The sequence below is a fragment of the uncultured Shewanella sp. genome, from assembly GCF_947501225.1.
Lineage (GTDB): Bacteria > Pseudomonadota > Gammaproteobacteria > Enterobacterales > Shewanellaceae > Shewanella.
Genome location: NZ_CANMUW010000026.1, coordinates 17,987 through 34,556, shown reverse-complemented (window position 1 = coordinate 34,556; position 16,570 = coordinate 17,987). Strand labels below are relative to the sequence as shown.

Here is a 16,570-nt window from a genome sequence, read left to right as displayed (position 1 = left end):
TGGTTCATCAGCGCGCCCGTCGTATCAACATGTGGCAGGGACAGGCGAACCTGGGGTTAAAGTTTAAGTTTTAAGTTTTAAGTTCTGGCTTCAGTTCAGTTTGGAATAGTGCATAGAGTGGATAGTTATTTCCGATAATATGTGACTGGTTCATCAGCGCGCCCGTCGTATCAACATGTGGCAGGGACAGGCGAACCTGGGGTTAAAGCTTAAGTTCTAGTTTCTAGTTCCTAGAGCCTAGTTTCTAGTTTCTAGAGCCTAGATTCTAGGTTTTCACTTCTTAATTTTAAGGTGACAGATGAATATTGTCGTACTCGATGGTTATACGTTAAATCCCGGCGATCTTGACTGGCAGCCTCTGTCTGGTCTGGCTAAGCATGATGGTGAAGGGACATTTCATTGTTATGACAGAACCTCTGAGGCTGAGCTTATCTCCCGTGCATCGAATGCCGATATCATCTTCACCAATAAAACGCCCATTACAGCAGAGACACTTTCTCAGCTTCTGCAGCTTAAATATATCGGGGTGCTCGCTACGGGGACGAATGTGGTTGACCTGAACTTTGCAGCTGAGTGTGGAGTTGTAGTGACCAATGTACCCGGCTATGGCCCCGATGCGGTAGCTCAGATGGTGTTTGCTCATATCCTTCACCATACACAGAGAGTGGGTATGCACCACAATGCCGTGACGGCTGGCAAGTGGAATGAATCTGAGGATTTCTGCTTTACCCTGGCACCGCTGCAATCATTGATGGGAAAAAGCTTAGGCTTGATGGGCTATGGTGCCATCGGTCAACAGGTGGCTAACATAGCTTTGGCCTTCGGCATGAAGGTGTTGGTCAATACCCGTAAAGAGCTCACCGACCTTCCTCAAGGCGTTGAGTGGATAGGCTTCGATGAGATGCTCCCTAGGGTAGATATTCTCTCTCTGCATTGTCCTCTGACCGAAGCGACAGATAAGTTGGTAGACCGGAAAGTACTTGAGAAGATGCGCGCGAGTGCAATCTTGATCAATACCGCCCGGGGGGGACTAATCGATGAAGTCGCTTTGAAACAGGCGTTGGAACAGGGGAAGATTGCCGCTGCAGGTGTCGATGTGCTCTCGAGTGAGCCACCTGAGGCTGATAACCCGCTGCTTAGCACGGTTAATATCAGCATCACTCCCCATAATGCCTGGGCGACACTGGAAGCGAGACAGAATTTACTGGATATAGCGATAGCTAACTTACAGGCCTTTCTATCCGAAAAGCCTGTGAATAGGGTTAATTGAGCAGCCTCTCGGGCGCTCAGGCCCGGGAGGTCGTTTTCTAAATAAACCGTTTTCTATAAACCACTTCTCTATAAGATAACTTCGACTCGGCTCGCGCAAGCCAGCGCCTTATCTATGGCATTATCGATACTCTCTCCACGCGCCAGCGCTACACCTAAGCGGCGACGGCCATCAATCTCAGGCTTACCGAACAGACGCAACTGAGTGTCAGGCGCTTCCAGTGATGCAGCCATCCCCTGATAACGAATGTTGTTAGACTTGCCTTCGGCCAGAATCACAGCTGATGCACTGGGACCATGCTGAGCGATATTAGCAACGGGTAAGCCAAGAATGGCTCGCGCATGTAGGGCAAACTCGGAGAGATCCTGGCTGATCAAGGTAACCAGTCCGGTATCGTGTGGACGAGGGGAGACCTCAGAGAAATAAACCTCATCCCCCTTAATAAACAGCTCTACACCAAACAGGCCGTAACCACCGAGCGCTTCGACGACCTTACGACCTATCTCCTGAGATTTGGCCAACACCTGAGGTGACATAGCTTGGGGCTGCCAGGATTCACGATAGTCACCATCTTCCTGTCTATGGCCAATGGGATCGCAGAAGTGAATACCATTAGCAGCACTAACCGTAAGCAGGGTTATTTCGTAATCGAAGGGAACAAAACCTTCGACAATGACCCGGCCACCACCGGCGCGTCCACCTTCCTGAGCATAGTTCCATGCGCTGAGTACCTGTGCAGCTTCGCGGATGACACTCTGTCCCTTGCCAGATGAGCTCATGACCGGTTTTACGACACAAGGCATGCCGATATTTTCGATGGCCAGTTCAAACTCGGCTTGGGTGTCGCAAAAAAAGTAAGGTGAGGTGGGGAGACCCAAGGTTTCGGCGGCCAGACGTCTGATCCCTTCTCTGTCCATGGTCAATTGAGTCGCTTTCGCGGTAGGTACTATGTTGACACCTTCCGCTTCCATCTCAACTAAGGTCTGGGTCGCAATGGCCTCAATCTCAGGAATAACCAAATGGGGTTGCTCCTGCTCAATAATATTTCTCAGCGCGTCGCCATCGAGCATATTGATAACATGAAATCTGTGGGCTATCTGCATAGCGGGGGCATTGGGGTATCGGTCGACACCGATCACCTCGACTCCCATGCGCTGTAGTTCGATTGCAACCTCTTTGCCGAGCTCTCCGCAGCCGAGAAGCATGGCACGAAGCGCGCCATTTGAATGTGGTGTTCCTATCATTGTGGGTACCTTGTTAATTTTTATAAAGGTATTAGCTGTTAACGCTAAGTTAATTTTATTGTTTTTGAGAGCTTATATTCGCCCTTTTATCCACTATATTACATTGATGGCCATATATAGTGGAAACAAGGACTACAAGTGTGTAGTTGATCACTCTAACGGAACGGAACACTGTGTTTTTAATGAAAAAAGCACTGGTGTTGTTAATGAATTGTTGAGGAGATGCTTCCGGGTTGATTCTCTCATGAGTCATAAAAACAAACATCTGAATATAGCCGGAGCAGCTGGTTATAAGGGTGTAAGGAGCGAGTAGTGTTTTTAGATTACTTTGCATTAGGCGTGATTTTCTTTGTGGCAATTTTTATTTTTTACGGTGTTATCGTCATTCACGATATTCCCTACGAAATTGCTAAAAAACGTAACCATCCGCAGCAGGATGCGCTGCATGTAGCCGGGTGGGTGAGTCTGTTTACCCTGCATGCCATCTGGCCGTTTCTCTGGATCTGGGCCACCTTGTACCGTGAGGGGCGAGGCTGGGGGTTCAGTTCTATCGCCGAACGTGAGTTGGCCCTGGAAGGCGAGGTAAAACAACTCAATGAAACGGTTGCCCAGTTAGAGCTACGTTTGCAATCTATCGAGCAGTCCGGTGAAAAGCCTGTCATCGACCCGGAAGCGCAAACCGATGTGGGTGAACATACAACCAGTAAGAAGGAGGTATAAGATGGATCTATTACTGATTCTTACTTATGCGGCGATCTGTATTGCCATTTTTAAGGCATTTAAAATACCGCTGAACAAGTGGACCGTTCCTACAGCAATATTGGGTGGTGTATTTATTGTTGGCGCCTTGATCCTGTTGATGAACTATAACCATCCCTACACGCCATTTGCGAAAGAGGTATTTGTCACTGTACCGATCAACCCCGCCGTACGTGGGATAGTGACGGATGTGGAGGTTAAGCCCAATGTTCCTATCAAGAAAGGAGATGTGTTGTTTCGTATCGATTCGCGTCCCTTTGAGGCGATAGTTAAGCAGAAGCGGGCTGCACTGGTTTCGGCTGAGCAGGAGGTTCCACAGCTCGAGGCTGCATGGCAAGCTGCGTTAGCCAGCGTCGAGCGGACAACGGCCGACAGAGACAGAACTAAGTCTGCGTTCGAACGTTATGCCAAAGGTAAGAAGAAAGGCGGAGCTAACTCGCCATTTACCGAGCTTGAGCTAGACAACAAACGCCAGCTATATTTGGCGTCGGAAGCACAACTGACCGCGGCGAAAGCCGAGGAGTTGAGAGTTAGGCTCGCCTTTCAATCTAATGTCGATGGGGTAAATACTAAGGTTGCAAGGATACAGGGAGAGCTTGAAAAGGCGCTGTTTGATCTTGAGATGACAGTTGTCAGGGCACCAAGCGATGGCATGGTCACTCAGATGGCATTGCGTCCAGGTATCGTGGCGGTGCCTATGCCTCTGCGGTCACTGATCAGCTTTATTCCCGATGAGCAGCGCTATTTTGCCGGGGCTTTCTGGCAAAACTCACTGTTACGACTAAAAGAGGGGGATGAGGCCGAGGTGATCTTAGATGCAGCTCCCGGGGTGGTGTTTAAGGGGCGGGTAGCCAAGATCCTGCCGGCAATGGCCGAGGGGGAGCTACAGTCGCGCGGTGTATTGATCTCCTCTATGGCACTGATGCCAAGAGGAAGAGCGGTAGTCTTGATTGAACTTGATGAACATGATGTGAAGAAACCATTTCCTGCCGGTGTGGCGGGACAGGCGGCCATCTATACCGAGCATTTCTCTCATGTCGCGGTGATGCGTAAGGTTATATTGAGAATGCTAGGCTGGTTAAATTATCTATTCCATTAACCCCTCGCTTTGGTAATATCAAAAGGTCCGTTTAACGGGCCTTTTTTATGCGCTTAGATTAGGGACCGAACATGCAAGATATCAGAGATTTAACCGCCGTATTACGCTCCAATACTCCTATTGTCGTTATCGAAACCTATGAGGAGTATCGGGTCATCGAGCTGTTGAAAAAAGTCTCTTCGATTCTCTATCAGCCCCTGTTCAGCTGGAGCATTACTCAGGGGTTGACACGGCTCGACCGTTCGATCGGCACTCAGAAGTTTAACAGTGAGCCTGCCGATATCTTAGGACAGATAAAATCGACCGAGCAACAGGGGATCTATGTGCTTTGTGATTTTCATCCTTTTGTCGAGAATGCGCCTAAGAATGTTCGTTTACTTAAAGAGATTGCCCTCGAGTATGAATCATTGCAGCATACAATAGTGCTGGTGAGTCATGCCTTCGAGATCCCACCTGAGATAAAGCGTTACTGTGCCCATTTTCGTATATCACTTCCCAATACGGCCCAGTTGCAAAACCTTGTTTATGAGCAGATTGAGCAAGCAAGGAGTGAAGGTTTGGCCTTGAGCGTCGATGATTCAGCGGTATTGAAGCTCGCCGATAACCTTAGGGGGCTGACCTTTGATGATGCGCGTCGTCTTGCCCATAAAGCCATTGTCGATGACGGGGCTATCACGCACTCAGATGTAGATATGGTTAACCGGGGCAAATTTGAACTGCTGGATATGAAAGGCGTGTTGCAGTTTGAATATGACACCAGCGATTTCTCTCAGGTCGCCGGTTTGCACAACCTCAAAAATTGGTTAAAACAGAGGACGCCTTCCGGAAAAACAGAGGCTATTGAGGATCAACCCAAAGGAATACTGTTGCTTGGGGTACAGGGCAGTGGTAAGAGCCTGGCGGCAAAGGCGGTTGCCGGTATGTGGCAGCGTCCCCTGCTGAGAATGGATATGTCAGCCCTGTATAATAAATATATCGGTGAGACCGAGAAGAGTCTGCGTCATGCCCTTGAGCTGGCAGACCTCATGTCCCCCTGCGTGCTTTGGATCGATGAGATAGAGAAAGGTTTAAGCAGTGGTGCCAGCGATGATGGTACCTCAAAACGCATCCTTGGCACCATTTTGACCTGGATGGCAGAGCGAAAATCAGATGTGTTCATGGTGGCTACCGCCAACGATATTTCGGCGCTGCCGCCGGAGTTGATGCGAAAAGGGCGTATGGATGAGATCTTCTTCGTCGACCTTCCGGATGATGAGATCCGTCAGGCGATATTTCTTATTCACGCCAAGCGTCGTAATTTGGACCCCAATCGCTTCGACCTGGCTCAACTCTCTAATGTGAGCCGGGGATTTTCCGGCGCGGAGATAGAGCAGGCGATCATCTCGGCCATCTATACAGCAAAGGCATCTGACCGAGAGGTGGAGCAGAGCCTGCTTATCGAGGAGTTGATGAAAACCAGGCCGCTGTCGGTGGTGATGCGGGAGAAGTTACAGGCGCTCAGGGATTGGGCATCTGGGCGAACGGTAAATGCACACCTTTAGACCTTAGTTACTAAGCCCTTCGTTCAGTGAGAGAGCCCCATGCACTATGGGGTCATGGTTTATTTGAAGGGCCATCTGCAGGGTATCTGTTCTATTAACTCTTCATCGTTACGCTCGTTACATTACAACCGGTTACTGTTGCGGTGGAAACAGGGCTAAAATTTTAGTGACTGTTTTTGCCGTTTCCTCGGCTTTATCCTCGCCGCCTGCATCGAAATTAAACTTGTCTGTGCCGCGCCATATGAGCTTATTACTCTGTGCGTCGATGACATCTATCTGTATGGTCTGGATTTTAGCCGTATTGCTGCCTATGGGAACTCCGACACTGGTTCCTATGCTGATGCCACCACTGCTTCCCCAGGTGCCTGTGCCCAGTCCTATCGATACACCCGAGTCTTTAGGTTTATTCTCGACCTTGAAGGTGTATGTGATCCTGAAATCAGGATCTGCTTCATCAGCGACAAAACCTTTAGACATAAGGGTTTCTGAAATGGCTCCCTTGATCCTTTCCGCGCTGATTGGATCCTTGGTTTGGGAGGGAGAAAACGCGGTAAAACTGTTGAGCTGATTGAAGTCGTAGTTGATGTCGTAATCACTCTTAGGTGTTGTCGCACAGGCAGAGAGGAGAATAGCCGTGATGAATAGAGTGGGAAGAGGGCTAAATTTCATATTAATCCTTTAGTGAAAGATGGCAGTTAATTGGGGTGTAATTCGCACACCTCTTCGGTAACCATTTTATAGTATTCTAGTGAATAAAACTTAGCCAGTTGAATAGTTATCAGTTATGTTTAAAGTATCACCTGTTTGGATAATCATAAGGTTTCGCATATTCAGGGTATGGAGCAGTTAGAGTTTTTTGAGATCCCCAGTCCCTGTATCGGTGTTTGTCAGACCGATGCCAGAGGCTACTGTAAGGGCTGTTTGCGCAATAGAGATGAGCGCTTTAACTGGCTCGAGTTTTCTGATGCCAAAAAATATGATGTTATTCGCCTGTGTAAGCAACGAAAGCGCCGCAGGCAACTGGCAATATTGAAGGCTAAAAAAGCCCAGCTGGTGCAGCAGAGGGCAGCGATAAACTCGTCGCTGGACTTTGGTGTAGTTGATGAGACTGTCCCCGATGCGCCATCGGGCGGCCTGACTCTTGATTAAGCTTCACCTGAGCTTGCTTAGTGAGTTCGATAAGTCATTGGTCGCCAATGGAGTTTGTTTATCTGTTCTGACCTTGTTCGGTGTTTAACTCTGAGGCCGGGTCGGTGTAGGCCAGAACAGGGTGAAGCAGGTGTAACCATCCCGGCTTTCCAGAGTCACCTTTCCCTTGTGTCGCTCCATGATTCGTTTGATGATGGCCAACCCCAGGCCATGACCTTTATTGCCATTTTGTACCGACTTACTGCGGTAGAAGGGTTCAAATATCTTGCACTGATCCTCAGGAGGGATCCCTTGACCGTCATCGGTAATTGAGAGCGAAACCTGCTCCTGACTCTGTGATATCTTAACTTTTATCGCCTGGCGCCCGAATCGTTGGGCGTTGGTGATAAGGTTTTGAATCGCCCTTTCGATGAGAGAGGGATCGCCCATCAGGTAGACGGGATTTTCGCTGTTTTCAAACACAATCGGGGCGGATACCGTCGATGATAAACGGTCGATCGTCTGCTTAGTTAACACGCTGAGGTCGCAGTGCTCGAATTGAACCTCCTTGCCTTGTGACTCCAGGCTCGCGTAGGTTAGCAGCTCCTGCAGCAGGTTCTCCATCTCCTTCACATCCTGCTGCATATCCTCCATAAACTCAGCTCTTCGCTGCTCATCGGAATCGGGCTTGCAGTATTGCGGCATTAACGCCAGGGCAAACTTCAGTCTGGCAAGCGGGGTGCGGATCTCGTGTGAGACGGCATTAGAAAGATGTTTCTGATTCTCTATGAGTGTACTTATCTGCTGCGCCATCTCGTTGAAAGTGATGGCCAGAGGCAGCACCTGGGAGCGGGATGAAAGGGATATCTGAGTGTTCCAGTTAGCCTGCCCAAACTCCTTGGTCGCATTTCTGAGAGTTTTCAGATCTCTCGATAGCGGCCATACCCAGATCAGGGAGATGAAGGCTAATGAGAGGTAGAAGAAGAGAGTAAACAATCCCCGCAATCTGGCTCTGGGATCGATCTCTATGGGACCGGCAACTAAGATCTGATCGGCGACCTTTATGAAGTGCAGTTCATGATCATCATCCTGCTGAGTGATTAGAACGCTGTCGGCGGTGAGCGAGTTGTGGGCAGAGACAGCTATCTGACCGGCATCGAGTAGCTTAATGGGATAGTCAGGATTTTGCCCCGACTCCTGAAGATAAAATTGGCGCTGCTCTTCGGGGAGCTTGGCAAGCAGTTGCGCCAAAGCGATAAATGGCGCATCCAATGCGCCACTCTCTTCGACATTATTTTGCCAGATGCTATCGAGAGTCCAACCTATACCTAACACACTGAGGCTTAGCAGTAGGTAGAGACTAAGAAAAAGTCGTTTCAATTATCTTTCCATAACAAATAGGTAGAACCCGGGTCCTCGATGCATAGAGCGGATAGGCGGAGCTTAGTTACTCCAGGCCTCCGGAGCGAACAGGTAACCCTGACCCCAGACAGTCTTAATTCTGAATGGCGTCTCGATATTATCCCCTAACTTCTTTCTCAGGCGCGATACTCTGACATCGATTTTTCTGTCTTTACCATCAAAGTCAATATTGAGCAGATATTGATAGATATATTGACGGCTCAATACCTGACCGGCCTGAGAAGCGAGTAACCATAGTAACTCAAATTCATGGCTGGTGAGATCGACCTCGACATCACCGAGTCTGATCGCCTGCGTGTGTGGATCGATGCTTAATTTACCAAAGCTAAGACAGTGAGACTCAACCTTAGGCGGTTTAGCCGTACGGCGTAGCAGATTGTTGATTCTGGCTATCAGTAGCGCGGGGTCTACAGGCTTAACGACATAATCGTCTGCGCCAAGCTCTAACCCCTTGATCTGATCCTCATTTGAGCCCAGTGCGCTCATGAGGAGAATTGGACCGGCAAAATAGTCAGGCAACTTTTCACACAGACTCAGGCCATCCATTCCCGGTAACATGATATCCAGTAAGATGATGTCAGGCTTATAGCTGATTAATCGGGTTAAGACCGTATCTCCTCGGCGCTCTACTTCAACGTGCATTCCATGCGACTTTAAATAATCCACAATCAGGTTAGCGAGGCGTATATCATCCTCTACCAGTAAAACTCTATGGGTCGATTGAGGCTCTGTCATTAGAATAAACTCCATGGGTTGCGATAGCGTCGTCGAACTTTTGGCTCGGAAGCCGGCGTTACTTTGAGTTTGACTCCAGCTAGCGTTTGGTGTGTTTCTTTATCTATCATTACAAATTGAATATCGTCAGTGGCTTTAATATTCAGGGTCAATGAATGTGTCTTGTCCGACTCGGCGCACCATTTTGCCATCTCCTTATAGTCGGACAGAATGCATATGGGCCTATGAGTTTCATTTTCCCACTCGAGTACCAGCGTCAGCTCACAGGTCAGCTCATCTTCCGATGTAATACAAAACTCGGGTGACATCTTGAGTTTATAGCCGGATGAGTCGTATTCCTCTGCGCGCACGGTAAGGCTGCTCGCTAAGGCAAGGCTGAAACTTCCTAAAAGAAAAAATCTAAATATCGACAATAACACCCGTATTAAAACCTGTAGGCTGCGCCGACAAAAAAGGTACTGGTATAGTCTTCATTTAGCAGGGGACTTGCAACTATTTCATCGCCGATATGTGTGTATCGGGCTAAAAAGAGCAGATCCCAATGCTCGGTCATCACATAGTGACTGGTGAGCTCGAGTCCGGTGTTGAGCGCGGACTTTGCCTGGTATGCCTGACTCCAGTAACTGCTCTCACCGGGTCTGATACCATAGTAATAATCCACAAGCTCTTCACTCTTCCAGTCGAAGGTCAGGGCTAATTCAAACTTCCAGTCTTCGATAGCCAGATTATAGAGCCACTTTAGTTTAGCCTCCGTTCCCTGATGTACATTCAGCAGATCGTGGGCCACAGATAGGTTTACAGTACCGGCGCGAGTGTAGAAAAATGCCTCAACGCCCCCCAGGTAGGTAAAGTGGCGTTTATCTAATTTTCCTATCTCAGGCTCCTGTGCCGCCTTCAGTATCGTTGGTGTCTGGGAGGTAGAGCTCAATAATGCTCTAGGCTCAAACTTATTGGTGCCGGCGATGAAAATATTTGATGGGTCCCAGCGATGAAAGTAAGCACTATCGCTGCTGAGGCTGGTGGTCAGGTTGATGGTGAACTTCTCCTGTTCGGAGAGAGTGTAGCCGAAATTACCATTCTCGAAGAACCAAGTGTCGCCGTAATAAGCAAAAGTCGGAACTAAGTAGATTGGGATATCATCATAGTCTTTCAGCGGATTGGTTCTGTTACCATAGCCGAGTGCCAGACCAACATCCCATCTGCCTATTTCAATACACTCAACCTTTTCTCCACAGGAGTCCACCACATCGGCCCAGGTCGATATGGGAAGAAGAATGAAGCTTAGCAGAAGCAATCTTAGCTTTTTCATGACCCGCTCTAAATACTCATCACAGAATTAACATAATGAGTAACAGAGTATCACTTCGAGGGGGATTAGGCAGTGATTTAATCAATTTTGATGCAAACTGATACAGCACGGCACCTTGTGTTTATGACTTGTTTTCATTGTGTTTGGCTTGTGTTTTTACTTTGTGGGTCCCATCAGGTCGTGGTTTTACCACATCGCTACACCGCCCCTTATTTTTTTACAGCTGGTTGAATATGTGTGTTCAGTTGCAGGGTTCTGTCACTTCACGTTTTACTGTTCTATAGCTGAGCTAACTTTTACGTTGAGTCGAAATATTCGGATATTACAAAGCCTGCTATAGAGAAACGCTATGACCGTTAAAGAAAAAGATTATTTTTCCTTAAACTTAATTATGCTTAAGCTAAGCCGGTAATCGGTAGTTCCCTTCACCTTGATCGATTTAACTCTGAATAGAGGATGATAAAAATGGCGCGAGCGCATTTCGATTGGACAGATCCCTTGCAGTTTAACACTCTGCTCTCTCAAGAGGAGAGAATGATCCGTGACAGTGTTTATGATTATGCTCAAGACAAACTCATGAGCAGGATATTGATGGCAAATCGAGATGAGCATTTCGATCGGGAGATAATGAACGAACTCGGTGAGTTGGGGCTGCTCGGTGCGACATTACCTGAAAAATATGGCTGTTCAAATGTTAATCATGTGAGTTATGGGTTGATAGCTCGTGAGATAGAGCGGGTAGATAGCGGGTATCGCTCGGCCATGAGTGTGCAGTCCTCTCTGGTGATGCATCCTATCTATAGCTATGGTACGGAGGAGCAGAGAGGAAACTATCTGCCTAAGCTTGCCAGCGGTGAGTGGGTGGGCTGTTTTGGCTTAACTGAGCCCGATGCGGGGTCGGATCCCTCAGGTATGAAGACCCGGGCCGAAAGGATAGATGGCGGCTACCGAATTAACGGCGCTAAGATGTGGATAACCAACTCCCCCATCGCCGATATCTTTATTGTGTGGGCGAAGCTGGAAGGGCAGATCCGTGGCTTTATCCTCGAAAGAGGGATGAAGGGGGTGACTACGCCAAAAATTGAGGGGAAGTTTTCACTGCGAGCCTCGGTCACCGGTGAGATTGTCATGGATAACGTCGAAGTACCGGAAACGGCATTGCTGCCAGATGTTGTGGGACTCAAAGGCCCCTTTGGTTGCCTGAATAAGGCGCGCTACGGTATCGCCTGGGGGGCTCTGGGGGCCGCGGAATTTTGTTGGCATACCGCCCGTCAATATTCCCTGGACCGAATACAGTTTGACAGGCCTCTGGCTGCAAATCAGTTAGTTCAGAAGAAGTTAGCGGATATGCAAACTGAGATAAGCTTAGGCTTGTTTGCCTGCTTGCAGGCGGGACGGTTAATGGATATCGATAAGCTGGCCGTCGAAGCGATCTCTATGATTAAGCGTAACTCCTGTGGGAAGGCGCTCGATATTGCCCGCGCCTCACGGGATATGCTTGGTGGAAATGGTATCTCAGATGAATTTCATGTCATACGTCATGTTATGAATCTCGAAGCGGTAAATACCTACGAGGGAACCCATGATATCCATGCATTGATTCTAGGAAGGGCACAGACAGGTATTCAAGCCTTCTGTTGATCTCAATCTAAAGACAGTACACATGGAGTTACGGGTAGGCTGTAAAAAAGTCTCAGATGTTGTCGCTATCAAGAGCCGTTGCGATAGTGCTATGCAAACAGTTGTATAGATATTATCGCTTCGGCTCTATCAACAGATGACCCGGTTTACGGCTTCGAGTATCTCATGCTTAGTCGACGGTTTGAGGATATAACCCTTTAAACCTTGCTCAGCCCAGGTTTTTATCAGATCTTTATTCTTGTTCCCTGTCAGTGCGATTATCGGCAGGTTTTTTCCGCCGGATACAGATTTAATCTGTATGGTTGTATTTATCCCATCTAAGTTAGGCATAAACAGGTCCATTAACACCAGGGCATATTTGTTGTTTCGTATCTTCTGTAATGCGTTTAATCCATCTTCAGCTTCGTCGACCTGAAAGTTCTCTTTGGCTAATACCCTGACCAGCATGTCCCGGTATATCTGGTTATCTTCGACGACCAGAATCCTCTTCGCTTTTTGCGTCTCAACACTCTCTTTTTCAATGGGGGCTGATAAAGCTTCGGCTATTGTATGCTCCTCGGGGGGGAGTACACGGGAAAGTTCGGCTATCTTCGCCTCTAACACCTCGATACCGACCTGTTTCGAGAGTAGTTGCTGTATCATCTCGTCCAGGCTGGATTTTATGTTGTTTTCCAGCTCTGCAAGCAGGGGTTCTACATGGGTTTTATTGATATTCTCCATCAGCTTCTTGGAGGAGAGGTTGGTATTAAAATCTTTCTCTACTAACTTATTGGGTTCATTTAAATTTTGCTTACAAACCTCGATAGAGCCGAGGAGTGACCGCTTACATTCACTGCTTTTATCTATGAGTGAAGCTAACTCCTGACCTACATTTTCGAGTTGTTCCTCATGTAATCCCGCATAGTGGCTTGTCGCTTGACTTATGAGTAAGCCGCTGTGAACGATCATTTTTAAGCGAAATTTCTCATACAGAGGTTGATAGACAAAATAGTTGTCAAAGATATTTTTGATACAGCAACGAAATGCGGTGCCGGACTCCCGGTTTTTACAGAGTAAGATACTGTAATGTGGGTAGTCCAGAGACTTGTCGGTGAGCATCTCAGTATAAAGTTCGATGCTTTTCTGTACCGTTGTCAGGGCAAACAGGATCACCGACGGTTTGAACTTATTTATTTTTTCGCCAATGTTTACTTTGACCTGAATCGTACGATACTCCTCAACTTGATCGGCAATGATACTGGCTGCACCCAGCACATCCTCCTCATTTTCATAGAGCATAATGACTTTAGGGTTACGGCATGCTAGGTGAGGTTGTGTTGTCATTGACAATTACTCCGTGTACGCGTTTCAAGGCTTCTTTGATTTTTAAAATCAGATTCTTGCATTCGACTTTATCCTGTTCCAGACCTGAGTTTTCCAGGGCTTGAAGTAGGTATGACGTTTGTTCTGCCCCAATCGCTTTGGCAGATGTCTTAAGAAAGTGGGCTTCCTCTCTTATCTCTGAAAGTCTGCTGTCGTTATACATGGCAGCGATTTTGTTAAGCGAAATTTTTGCCTGCCTTAAGAAATCTATCTCAAACTGTCTGATCATCTCAGGGTCATTACCGATAAGCCCTATCATTACATCTCTGTTCAGTATCTTTAGTTGCTTCTCAGTCATGGGAGCACCATTTATCCATGACCTTCTTCAGATCCTTTAAGAGTATAGGCTTGCTCACAAAGTCATTCATTCCTGTCGAATAGCAGTATTCGGCTTCGCCGCTCATGGCTGCGCCGGTAACGGCAACGATAGGGACAGCTTTCTTATTCGTTTGCTGTTCCAATTGGCGGATCTCTTTTGCCATATCGTATCCATCCAGATTGGGCATATGGCAGTCGGTTAAGATCAACTTGTAGTCGACACTCTTCCATTGATTGATGCCCTCTCTGCCATCCTCGGCCAAGTCGCATCGATAGCCTAATGTAGATAACTGCTCCTTGATCAACTTTTGATTGAGGGGGTTATCTTCCACGACCAAGACCTCGGCTTTATCTATCTTTTTTGCACCTGAATCCGGGCCTAAGACCAGTTCATCAATATCCAGTTCATCTAAGTCCAGTTGCAGGTCGTCGTCGATAATATTTTGCACCGATGATATCAGTTGCATCCTGGTCATCGGCTGGGTTGGTAACACAGAGATATGGGGCATGGTTTTTCGTATGCTAGATATCTCGGTACGTGGAAGGGCAAGGATTAGGTTCGATAGGTCGGCACCTGTTCGAATAAGCGTCATTGGTCTTGAGTCGATACAGCTAAGAGATTGAGTAAGCAGTAATACAACATCAAAAGCTTTTAACGCCCTTGATAGATCATCTATCTCTATTTTGGACACCATTGCCCCTTCGGTTTTCAGGTGTCTGAGTATTGTTTGCTGACAGGCTTTAGTTTCAGCAAGGCCGATAACTGCAACCGAGTGATTGTTCAGCGTTGGACGCGGAGGATGAGGCTCATTCTTAGCCCGCCAGAAGGGGATTTCTACCGTGAAGGTTGAGCCTTTACCTGGCGTGCTATCCAGTCCAATCTCTCCTCCCATCATTCCAGTCAGGTTACCACTGATAGCAAGGCCGAGTCCGGTGCCGCCATATTTTCTGGTGGTTGAACGTTGTGCCTGTGTGAATGGAGTGAAAAGTTTTTTCTGAGTCTCTCTATCTATACCGATGCCATTATCTATGATTGAAAAATTAACTTTATAGATGATGCCGTTCTGTTCCGATACCTTAGCTGACAGCTGCACCTCTCCGGGCTTGATATCCGTTGAGTTAGTGAACTTTATCGCATTGCCAAGTAAATTGAATAAAATTTGCCGCACTTTAACCGCATCACCTTCGAGGTACCTGGGTATGTCCGGGTCCTCATGGATAGTGAGTGTCACCTTTTTCTTCTGCGCTATGGGTAAAAACACCTGAACTACGCTGTCTATTACCTCGGACAGTGAGAAGTCACGCTGCTCTAATTGCATCTTTCCGGCTTCAATCTTATTGATATCCAGAATATCGTTAAGAATATAGATGAGGTTGGTTGCCGAGGTTGCAGCCGTCTCTATCAAGGACATTGATTCCTGGCTCTGTTCTGAGAGGGTGAGTAGATCCAGTGAACCTATGACGGCATTCATGGGAGTGCGCAGTTCATGACTCATCATGGATAGGAATTCACTTTTGGCCTGACTGGCCTGCTCAGCCCGAATTTTGGCGTGTTGGAACTCTTGAGTACGCTGTTCAACCCTGGCTTCGAGCTCATCGTTCGCCTTTTGCAGTTCAGCCTGGATCTTGAAAATGGGAGACTGGTCGATACAGATCCCATCGATTCGGCAGTTCTGTTTGTCGCAGTTCTGTCCAACCTTGCCTTTGGCATGGATGTAGATGGTCTCTCCATTGGGTAAGATTGAGCGGTACTGCTGATCGAATAACTCTCCGGTCTCCAGTGAGTGCTCGACTGCGGCCATGATTCGCTCCAGATCTTCCGGGTGCAGCCTCTCAACCCATCTGTCTAAGTTACCGATATCTTCGGGCTGAAGTGCAAACATATTATTTGCCCGGCTATCCCAGTCCCATATCCAGTTATTTTCGCTGTCTATCTCGGCCCGCCAGTTACCGATATTTCCCGCATCCAGGGCGATGTTTTTACTTTCAATCGCGTCATGCAGTGCAAAGAGGGTGTTTTTGGCTTCGGTACAATCTATCAGTGTACCTGTATGTGCGTAGTGGTTATCTTTGGATAAAATGGCTTCGCTTCTCAGTTCAAACCACCGCTCCTTTTCATCGATTTGCACCCTGAACTCCAGGTTGAGCCGGACTCCCGGCTCAATATTTTCATCCAGATACCGATCGAGATTTTCCAGATCCCTTGGATCGATCAGCGCCTTGAAATCAGGCCAGCTAAGGGGGCTGTCGGGTATCACTCCTATGAGCTCTTTGAACTTGGGTGAGAAGTAACAAATTTTTGAATGGGGAGAGTATTCCCAAATCCCGATGTTCGCGCTTTGAATTGCATGATTCAGCCTTTCCAGCTTGTGTTTTGCCTGGTATTTTTTGGCTCGGCACTCTCCGCACTTGTTGACGATTAACCAGTACTGCTCGGGAGTTGACGGGTTTTCACCTATGCTGACATTGACGCAAATATTCTTGTCATTAATCGATAGAGTGGAAAAGAACTGTTTTTTTTCAATTAAATGATGAATGAACACCGAACTGTTGGTTGTGCTCAAATCTTTAAACAGATGGAAAAAGCGGTGGCCAGCCTCTCCTGAGAGCTGCTCATCGGAAACATCGAATTGCTCTTTAAAGCTTGAGTTTACAGATAAAATATCCCCCTCTCTGTTGCAGATCATTATTGGAAAAGGGGTCAGATCCGGTGATGAGGTTGCGTACATAGTCCCTTAGTAC

Annotated in this window: 15 protein-coding genes; 6 read left to right on the top strand and 9 right to left on the bottom strand. The window is 47.6% G+C overall.

Annotated elements, in window-relative coordinates; all coding sequences use genetic code 11:
- Positions 1-298: 298 nt before the first annotated feature.
- A complete protein-coding gene (locus tag Q1B47_RS21130) occupies positions 299-1,270 on the top strand; it encodes a D-2-hydroxyacid dehydrogenase (protein WP_299798539.1) in 972 nt (323 codons plus the stop codon).
- Positions 1,271-1,338: 68 nt separating this feature from the next.
- On the opposite strand, the gene purT is transcribed toward Q1B47_RS21130, so the two are convergent.
- Entirely contained in the window at positions 1,339-2,514 is a 1,176-nt protein-coding gene (purT, locus tag Q1B47_RS21125) for a formate-dependent phosphoribosylglycinamide formyltransferase (RefSeq protein ID WP_299798536.1), read from the bottom strand.
- A gap of 312 nt (positions 2,515-2,826) precedes the next feature.
- On the opposite strand from purT, the gene Q1B47_RS21120 reads away from it, so the two are divergent.
- From Q1B47_RS21120 to Q1B47_RS21110, 3 genes are all read left to right on the top strand, one after another.
- Entirely contained in the window at positions 2,827-3,234 is a 408-nt protein-coding gene (locus Q1B47_RS21120) for a DUF3302 domain-containing protein (protein ID WP_299798533.1), read from the top strand.
- A gap of 1 nt (position 3,235) precedes the next feature.
- Entirely contained in the window at positions 3,236-4,372 is a 1,137-nt protein-coding gene (locus Q1B47_RS21115; protein ID WP_299798530.1) for an HlyD family secretion protein, read from the top strand.
- A 71-nt stretch (positions 4,373-4,443) separates the two neighbouring features.
- Complete coding sequence (locus Q1B47_RS21110; RefSeq protein WP_299798527.1) at positions 4,444-5,913, top strand: AAA family ATPase; 1,470 nt, start codon at positions 4,444-4,446, stop codon at positions 5,911-5,913.
- A 132-nt stretch (positions 5,914-6,045) separates the two neighbouring features.
- Here Q1B47_RS21110 and Q1B47_RS21105 read toward each other — a convergent pair whose 3' ends face one another.
- Positions 6,046-6,582 (bottom strand): DUF4136 domain-containing protein, encoded by a 537-nt coding sequence (locus Q1B47_RS21105; RefSeq protein ID WP_299798524.1) that lies wholly within the window; start codon positions 6,580-6,582, stop codon positions 6,046-6,048.
- Between the two features lie 168 nt (positions 6,583-6,750).
- Here Q1B47_RS21105 and Q1B47_RS21100 point away from each other — a divergent pair, with 168 nt between their 5' ends.
- Positions 6,751-7,062, top strand: a complete 312-nt coding sequence (locus tag Q1B47_RS21100) for a DUF1289 domain-containing protein (protein ID WP_299798551.1) — start codon at positions 6,751-6,753, stop codon at positions 7,060-7,062.
- Between the two features lie 84 nt (positions 7,063-7,146).
- Here the strand turns inward: Q1B47_RS21100 and Q1B47_RS21095 are convergent, their stop codons facing one another.
- The 4 genes from Q1B47_RS21095 to Q1B47_RS21080 all read right to left on the bottom strand — a co-directional run bounded on the left by Q1B47_RS21095 (position 7,147) and on the right by Q1B47_RS21080 (position 10,507).
- Positions 7,147-8,421, bottom strand: coding sequence for an ATP-binding protein (locus Q1B47_RS21095; protein ID WP_299798521.1), 1,275 nt, complete (start codon positions 8,419-8,421; stop codon positions 7,147-7,149).
- A 63-nt stretch (positions 8,422-8,484) separates the two neighbouring features.
- On the bottom strand, positions 8,485-9,198 hold the full coding sequence (locus Q1B47_RS21090; RefSeq protein ID WP_299798518.1) for a response regulator: 714 nt from the start codon (positions 9,196-9,198) through the stop codon (positions 8,485-8,487).
- Positions 9,198-9,617, bottom strand: coding sequence for a DUF3019 domain-containing protein (locus Q1B47_RS21085; protein WP_299798515.1), 420 nt, complete (start codon positions 9,615-9,617; stop codon positions 9,198-9,200). The genes Q1B47_RS21090 and Q1B47_RS21085 overlap by 1 nt, the downstream gene beginning before the upstream one ends.
- Before the next feature lie 5 nt (positions 9,618-9,622).
- Positions 9,623-10,507 carry a MipA/OmpV family protein gene (locus Q1B47_RS21080; RefSeq protein ID WP_299798512.1) on the bottom strand — a complete coding sequence of 295 codons (885 nt, stop codon included), beginning with the start codon at positions 10,505-10,507 and terminating at the stop codon, positions 9,623-9,625.
- A gap of 465 nt (positions 10,508-10,972) precedes the next feature.
- Between Q1B47_RS21080 and Q1B47_RS21075 the strand changes: the two genes are divergently transcribed.
- Entirely contained in the window at positions 10,973-12,148 is a 1,176-nt protein-coding gene (locus tag Q1B47_RS21075; RefSeq protein ID WP_299798509.1) for an acyl-CoA dehydrogenase, read from the top strand.
- A 129-nt stretch (positions 12,149-12,277) separates the two neighbouring features.
- Here the strand turns inward: Q1B47_RS21075 and Q1B47_RS21070 are convergent, their stop codons facing one another.
- From Q1B47_RS21070 to Q1B47_RS21060, 3 genes are read right to left on the bottom strand one after another with little or no spacing between them, the layout of a single operon-like run.
- Positions 12,278-13,471: a response regulator gene (locus Q1B47_RS21070; RefSeq protein WP_299798506.1), complete on the bottom strand. Its 1,194-nt coding sequence runs from the start codon at positions 13,469-13,471 to the stop codon at positions 12,278-12,280.
- The gene (locus Q1B47_RS21065) at positions 13,440-13,808 is read right to left on the bottom strand and encodes an Hpt domain-containing protein (protein WP_299798504.1); all 369 of its coding nucleotides are present in this window, start codon (positions 13,806-13,808) and stop codon (positions 13,440-13,442) included. Before Q1B47_RS21065 ends, Q1B47_RS21070 begins: the two co-directional genes overlap by 32 nt.
- The gene (locus Q1B47_RS21060) at positions 13,801-16,557 is read right to left on the bottom strand and encodes an ATP-binding protein (RefSeq protein ID WP_299798501.1); all 2,757 of its coding nucleotides are present in this window, start codon (positions 16,555-16,557) and stop codon (positions 13,801-13,803) included. Before Q1B47_RS21060 ends, Q1B47_RS21065 begins: the two co-directional genes overlap by 8 nt.
- Between the last annotated feature and the right edge of the window lie 13 nt (positions 16,558-16,570).